This is a genomic window from Bacillus sp. JJ664 (assembly GCF_036962205.1).
In the GTDB taxonomy this organism is placed as follows: domain Bacteria; phylum Bacillota; class Bacilli; order Bacillales; family Bacillaceae_G; genus Gottfriedia.
The window spans coordinates 1-7,434 of the sequence record NZ_JBALMS010000035.1; the positions used below are offsets into that span (position 1 = coordinate 1).

General features: G+C 30.8%; 6 protein-coding genes and 1 other annotated feature. Of the genes, 2 read left to right on the forward strand and 4 right to left on the reverse strand.

Translation table 11 applies throughout. The features are described from left to right. Positions 1–88 precede the first annotated feature (88 nt). On the forward strand, positions 89–1,243 hold the full coding sequence (locus V7056_RS05475; protein WP_499700021.1) for a metallophosphoesterase: 1,155 nt from the start codon (positions 89–91) through the stop codon (positions 1,241–1,243). A gap of 297 nt (positions 1,244–1,540) precedes the next feature. Beyond that, the gene (locus V7056_RS05480) at positions 1,541–2,761 is read left to right on the forward strand and encodes an ATP-binding protein (protein ID WP_499700023.1); all 1,221 of its coding nucleotides are present in this window, start codon (positions 1,541–1,543) and stop codon (positions 2,759–2,761) included. A 61-nt stretch (positions 2,762–2,822) separates the two neighbouring features. Here the strand turns inward: V7056_RS05480 and V7056_RS05485 are convergent, their stop codons facing one another. From V7056_RS05485 to V7056_RS05500, 4 genes are all read right to left on the reverse strand, one after another. Next, complete coding sequence (locus V7056_RS05485) at positions 2,823–3,458, reverse strand: FMN-dependent NADH-azoreductase (protein WP_499700025.1); 636 nt, start codon at positions 3,456–3,458, stop codon at positions 2,823–2,825. 150 nt (positions 3,459–3,608) lie between these two features. After that, entirely contained in the window at positions 3,609–4,220 is a 612-nt protein-coding gene (locus tag V7056_RS05490) for an acetate uptake transporter (RefSeq protein WP_499700027.1), read from the reverse strand. A 140-nt stretch (positions 4,221–4,360) separates the two neighbouring features. Next, complete coding sequence (locus V7056_RS05495; protein WP_499700029.1) at positions 4,361–5,242, reverse strand: radical SAM/SPASM domain-containing protein; 882 nt, start codon at positions 5,240–5,242, stop codon at positions 4,361–4,363. A 454-nt stretch (positions 5,243–5,696) separates the two neighbouring features. Continuing rightward, positions 5,697–6,854, reverse strand: a complete 1,158-nt coding sequence (locus V7056_RS05500) for a hypothetical protein (protein WP_499700031.1) — start codon at positions 6,852–6,854, stop codon at positions 5,697–5,699. A 311-nt stretch (positions 6,855–7,165) separates the two neighbouring features. Continuing rightward, positions 7,166–7,431 (forward strand) — a binding site (T-box leader). The last annotated feature ends 3 nt before the right edge of the window (positions 7,432–7,434 follow it).

A 7,434-nucleotide genomic window follows, 5' to 3' on the forward strand; every position in this document is an offset into this window, starting at 1 on the left:
GGGACTATGCTCACATAAAAGATGAGTTTATTTATTTAAACATTTATACTATAAATGAAAATTAAAAAAAGTAATGAAAGGATTATTTATGAATAGTAGAGTCATTATCAATCTTGTGATCGTTACCTTTTTCTTTTTATTGATAAATTTTTATTTAGGAATTCACGGTTGGATTTATATAGACACAATATCAAAGCACGAGTTACATACAGTTGGTAAACTAATATATTGCTCCATCTTTTGGTTGATTACGTTTTCCTATATTTTATCAAGAGTATTTAAAAAGCATCTCCAAAGATCTATTTTTAAGTTTTTACATCATATAGGTGCATACTGGCTAGCTGTTATTTACTATTTAATCTTTATACTGCTGATTTCTGATTTAATCGGTTGGTTGTTGTTAGCATTTACGCCTCTCTCTTCTGAGAAACTAATCATTAGTTTAGGGACGATTGTCATACTCTCTATTGTTTTTCTCATTGTAAAAGGCAGAAGAAATGCATTGAATACACAATTCATCCATTATGATATTCAAGTAGAAAAACCAAATTTATACTCGAAAGAACTTTCAATTGTTTTAGTTTCCGATTTACATTTAAGTACACTCGTAACAAATAAAAGGTTAGCGTTTTTAATCGATGAGATAAATAAACTTTCACCTGACCTAGTTTTGATCGCAGGCGATATCATCGATGAAGATATTACGCCATTTGTTGAAGAAAATATGGTTGAGACTTTTAAAAAATTAAAACCAACAATAGGAACTTACGCTGTTCCTGGAAATCATGATTATTACGGTGGCCATTTAGATTTACTTGTTGATCATTTAAATGATGCAGGGATTCATACTCTTTTAGACGAAAAAGTACTAGTTGAAAATAGCTTTTATATCGTTGGCCGAAAAGACTTAGCAAGTAAAAAAAGACTAGAATTACATGATTTATTAAAAGATATAGAGCATACAAAACCAATTATCTTATTAGATCACCAGCCTTATCGATTAGATATTCCAACAAACTTAGGCGTAGATCTACAAGTATCAGGTCATACGCATCGCGGACAATTTAAACCAAATCACCTCATTACACGTAAGCTATACGAATTAGATTGGGGATATTTGCAGAAAGATCTATCTCACTTTGTCGTTTCATCTGGATTTGGTACATGGGGTCCACCAATTCGTACAGGTAATCCTTCTGAAATTGTCACAATTAACGTTACTTTTCAAGAGAGTAGTAATTGAAAAAAAGTCTGAATATCTGAGTTGTTGTACTTTATCTTCAAACTGAAAGCACCCTTAAAAAGGTGCTTTTTTCGTTTTTATATAAACAAGAAAATGTATCTTTTCATTTGGAAGAATTATGAGAATTTTCTTAGCTCATTCATTGAAGTAATTCATAATAACCAGTTGGCTAGGAACATAATTTAATAAAAATATTACAATTTTCTTATAAACTACATTATTTTTAACTATAAATAATATTCTGAAAAGTGTAAAATGTTATGGTATGAGTTTCTATCTTAGAATGGAGATTAAATGATGAAAAATACAGAGTACTACAATAATAGAAGTCGTCGAATTTATATTATCTTCATGACTACAATTGTTACACTGCTTACAATCGGAATAATTCTGTCTCCATTAACATTTAAGGAGCAACCGATCGAGCTTATTACTCAAGTTATCTTAATGTGTATTGTCATTTATGCTTTAATAAACTTTGTTAAAACAGACAATAGCTTTTCAAAGGTTCTATTCACAACAATCGCTTCTTTATACGTATACATAAAATTTTGGACCTACCCTGAAACTTCAACAATGTATAGTTTTGTGGCGATTATTCCTATTTTTACAATATTTTTATATAATCGTGCTGCCTTTTATATCGGTTGGATACTAAATGTAATCATTGGTCCAACATTTGTTCTTTTAATCACTTTTACAAGTTTAAAAGATCGATTTACTTATATTGCCCTCGATCCAGTTGGAAATATCTTAGAGTTTTTAGCAATTCAGTTCATACTTTTATTTGTATTCTTGCAAACTGAAACAAAAGTTATTGAATTAGAAACTTATCACAATGAAATTCAACAAGCGAAGCAACTAAATTCAATCGGTCAACTAGCCGCAACAATCGCTCATGAAATTCGTAATCCAATTACGGTTGTTAAGGGCTTTGTTCAGCTTTTACAAAAAAATAAATCAATGACTTCCGATGACCAATTCTATATTGAAACAATGCTAAAAGAATTAGAATACGCTCAAATTATCATCAATGATTATTTATCTCTTGCAAAGCCACAAACCGAAACAATTCAAAAAGTAGAAATAAACCAAGAAATACTTAATATCACAGATTTATTGGCTTCAATGGCAAATAGCCAAAATATAGGGTTTCAGCTAAATTTAAAAGAGATCCTTTACACAAAAATAAATCCAATAGAGTTTAAACAAGTTCTTGTAAACTTAGTTAAAAATGCAATTGAATCAATGATCGAGCCTGGTTATATTACAATTAACATAACCCGCGAAAATGACTATGCTCTTATTGAGATGATTGATACTGGAATTGGGATGTCACCTGAAACGATTGAAAAACTCGGAACTCCATTTTATTCTTTAAAAGAAAGAGGAACTGGCATCGGTTTAACAGTTTGTTATAATATCATTGAAAAATTCAAAGGTAATATCGAGGTTTATAGTAAAGAAGGTAAAGGAACTACTTTTAGAATCTACCTACCTATTCATATTCTTGAATAACATCAAAAAAGCTCACTAAATAGTGAGCTTTCAGTTTGTAGACAAAGTACAAAAACTAAGCTTAGAAATCCTTCGCCACTTGTGTTGCTTTTTGAATTGCTTGCTCTTTAATTTCTGCAGCACGATCAGGGAATGCATTTTGACCTTCTACAAAAATACCATTAAAGTCAGTAATACCGAAGAAACTCATAATAACACCAATATATCTGTGCCCCATCTCCATACCAGCAGCAGGACCTTCTGAATACACCCCACCACTAGCTTGAATATGTAATGCTTTTTTACCGCCTAATAATCCTTGAGGACCATTTTCTGTATATTTAAATGTTTTTCCAGCCACGCATACCGCATCAATATAGCTTTTCATAACTGGTGGAAAAGAGAAATTCCACATTGGCGTTACAAATACATATTTATCTGCCTCAACGAATTGAGTTACAATTTCATTCAATCTTCCAACTTTTGATTGTTCTCCAGTGGACAATGTATCAAATCCTCCGCCAGATTGAAGTTTTCCCCAACCAGAAAATACTTCTGCATCGATATTTGGAATTTGTTCATTATAAAGATCGATATGTACTACTTGATCATCAGGATGAGATGCTTTATAGCTGTCGATAAATGCACTCCCAACTGCCATACTGTATGATGTAGTCTTGTCATGCGGATGTGCTGTGATATACAAAACTGTTGCCATATAAATTTCCACCTTCCAAATTTTTTAAGTTATCAAAAGCAAATGAAAAACACTATACTATCTTTTGCATAAATTAAAAATTCGATACTTCATTGATGCAAAAAAACCTTATCTCTTTAACTAAGAGATAAGGTTTTAGTCACTAACATTTTATTTTTTAAAGATACCAAATGGCTTACCAACTGGTAAAAACTCTCTACCAAAATGAACATTTAATACCGCAGCTGCTGAACCATAAAATGACATAATTGCAATACCTAATTCACTATATGCTGCAAAAGTATGTGTTGCATGTTCCATAATGCCTAAAGTGCTTAATGAAAGTCCGATAAATAAACAATCAATCAGTACAAAAATAATAAATAATACTTTATGAGTTTCCATTGCACCAATCGTCATAAAGATAGAGAAAATTAAATAACCAATAAATGCAAAACCTAATTGTCTAACATCAGCTGCTTTCGCTAATGTTTCACCAAAGCATCCTAATTGGATTAACCAAGTAGTACCTACTGCAAGCCAGAAGAATGCATAGCCACCAAATGCAGTTGCTCCAAATGTATTATTATGTTTAAAATCTTGAATACTCGCAAATAGTTGTGCAATCGCACCTAAAAATATCGCCCATGGTAAAACTAAAGAAACACCATCGGTAATGCCTAACTTTTGTGTTGAAGCTACTAACGTAACCATTGCTAATCCAAATAAACCAATTGCTGACGGATCAGCTGTTGTTATTTTAACTTGCTGAATATCTTTCATTAATGTAAATCCTCCTAAATTTTTAAACAGACTAAACTATACTACTATAAAAAATGTGATATTAATATAATTATTTTCAAAACTGAACAATTCAATAAAAAAAAGCACTTCTTTTTAAAAAAAGAAAGCGCTTTGCATAATTATTTCTTATGTCTTGTGGCATATCCACATCTTTTACATAAATCTTCAACTGCACATCTTCTAGAAAATCCATCATAAATTGCTCTTGCACGTTCAGAATTTAATATATCCTCTAGAGACGATTCATAAATATTACCTAATGGGATTTTCCCTTCACTGTCTAGACAACAAGGTACTACAGTCCCGTCCACCAATACGCCAATTTGGTCTCTTAAGCCATAACAGAAAACATTTTCATCAATAATATCATTACCCATATCTGGCCATTGGAATTTTTCAGCCATATTTAAATACACATTATTACGTAATTTAATATTATGAGTTTCCTGTAATCTTTCACTTAATGAAAAATCAAGGTTTAATTTCTCTTCTAACAAATTTAGGATATCGATATTTAAAGTGTTACTTGCTTTTAATTCTTCGCTATCCATATTCCATAATCTGATCGCACAAATCATATCACTTTTTTCATTTGCTTCATTAATGAAATTTGTAATGTTTTCTACATAATCATGCAAATCTTTTGTTAAATCATTTGCCTCAAAGCTGTGAAGTGAGAAATTGATTTGTCTTAATCCTTTAGATTCAATTAGTAAATCTTTTACTTTATTAATTAATGTACCATTTGTCGTTAAATTAACTTTCAGACCATTCTCATGGCTAATATCTAAAAATCGTCCTAGTTGCTTATTTAAAAACGGCTCACCCATCAAATGAAAATAAATATGATCTGTATATGGTTTGACTGAATTAACAACATGTGTAAATGCTTTTTCATCCAAAAACTTTAAAGGGCGTTCTAACGTCGGGCTTGGACAAAAATTACATTTTAAATTACAAATATTTGTAATCTCTATATAAACCTTCTTAAATTTTCTCATTGAACTCTCCTACTATTTGTTGATTATTTATCTATATTCACAAATCTTTTACTATCGTATAAAAACATCATACATTCTATCATACTACATTCTAATAAATATTGATAATTGAACACACTGCACAATTTTTGCCAAACGAACAGATTTAAGTAAAAGGGCTCATTTTTACTGACTTATACATTATTTAATATACAAAATGAGGATGTTTTCAAAGTAAACACACCGGATGTATCATCAAAGTACGGGTGCTATTTCCTTTTTGTCGTGTTTATACTATAAATTTATAAATGGAAAATAATTCTTATGTATTAACGGTCGTTCTTCACTAGTTTTCCTGAAAAAAAATCGACAAATTACATACTATTACTTCTTTAACGCAAAAAATGAGCCCATAAAGAGGACTCATTCGAGGTAATAGATATTATATTGAAATATTTATAATATGGTATCAAGCCTATTTTAGTAAAAATTGATATAATACGTTGTCACTTTCACCTTCGTAATATTCAACATCTAGATAATAACTACCTTTTGCTAGTTTCAGCTCACCAAGTTTTACAATTGATTCGTTACCTTTTTTAGTTGTATACGTTTTAACGACTCTGCCTTTACTATTGATCACATGAATCTTAAATGCAGTCTTTTCAAGGCGATTAAAATAAACACTTACATACTTAGTCGTTGAAGCGTAAAACTTAAATATATCTTTATCTGCTTTTTCAGTTAATAGCCCGTGATATTGTATATTTGAACTAATTGAATTTGCTTGTTTAAGCGTGTTATTTGATTCTTTTTCAAATTTTATACTTTCAATAAACATTGTCACAAATTCGTATTTCTCATTAGAATAAACTCTACTATCACCTGAAACGGAAATATAATATGTTCCTGGCTTTAACTGTTTCGTAAATATAGATGAAAACGAGTATTGATCGTTTGCTTTTACAACCTTTGCTGCAATCAATCGTCCTTTTTCATCTAACAGTCTGTAATTTAGATCTGATTTAACTGCAGCAGTACCTTTTATATTAACCAAACCTACATTGTTTGTTTTAAAACGAAATAAGTCACTCGTATCTAATTGATCGGTATAGCCGAGATAGTACTGTCCTATTTTAATCGGTGTCGCTGTTTCGATTGTGTTATTTGTTTCATACTCCACGTCATCACCATAAAAACGCGTCACATGTAATTGGTAAGGTAATTCTGTACCTGTTCCTTCATAGACAAAAACCTTGATATAATAATTTCCTTTTACTAAGCCCTGGCCAAATAAATCCTCTACTTTAACACCTTTATCCGCATAGTATGTTTCATATTCCATACCAGTTGCATCGTATAAGGTAACACCGATTTCTACTGAAGGATTTTGTTGCATACTAAAATACAATTCACCATTTTTTTGCATGTTGATTGAATAGTATTTTGCATCTCCTTGTTGATTTAAAACCCCGGATGTATATGACTCTGACAATTCATCTGAACTGTCAAAACTTAGTGGAATAGCGTTTAAAAATGTATCTGTATAGATTGATTCTGCTTTCGTCCAGCCAGAATTTACGCTGAAAAAAATAAAAAGTGCAATGATTAATGCGATTATTTTTTTTAACACTTTTATTCCCCCTGAGTTTCACTTACTTTTTTTAAAAATTGGATTGTATCTTGAAATATTTGGATAAAACTTATTCAAAAATAATAACGGATAAAAATAGATAATCTTAATGATTTTTCAATAAAAATCTTTCGACAAACACATGTTTTTTCAAATGTTTTCGTGGAAAAGTTTTACAATGGTCACATTTAATTCAAATAAAATATGTTGACAGGTATTTGCAAATTGTAATATTATTTGTTCATCGCAAAACAAAAACTAGTTTGATTTTTTAACTGCAGCAGTTGATAAAATTTTTATAATATAAACTATTTAAAGCAATGATGAGAAATAGTAAAAATATTAAGTTCTTAAACAGAGAGTTCCCGGTTGGTGCGAGGGGCATAAGACAATATTTTGAACACATCTCTGAGCTGAGCACCGAACCCTTTTTAGGTAGTAGACTGTTTCCGGAATCCTTTGCACCCGTTATCGTGCTAGAGTGTACGCATTCAAATGCTGTACTCGAAGAGGTTGGTATCGTGAGGTATCAATAAATTAGAGGTGGAACCACGTGAGTAATACTCCCGTCCTCTAGCTA

Bases quoted from the DNA above. Each gene is read 5' to 3' on its own strand.
- V7056_RS05475 (WP_499700021.1), top strand. From the start codon at position 89: ATGAATAGTAGAGTCATTATCAATCTTGTGATCGTTACCTTTTTCTTT.
- V7056_RS05485 (WP_499700025.1), bottom strand. From the start codon at position 3,458: ATGGCAACAGTTTTGTATATCACAGCACATCCGCATGACAAGACTACA.
- V7056_RS05490 (WP_499700027.1), bottom strand. From the start codon at position 4,220: ATGAAAGATATTCAGCAAGTTAAAATAACAACAGCTGATCCGTCAGCA.
- V7056_RS05495 (WP_499700029.1), bottom strand. From the start codon at position 5,242: ATGAGAAAATTTAAGAAGGTTTATATAGAGATTACAAATATTTGTAAT.
- V7056_RS05480 (WP_499700023.1), top strand. From the start codon at position 1,541: ATGAAAAATACAGAGTACTACAATAATAGAAGTCGTCGAATTTATATT.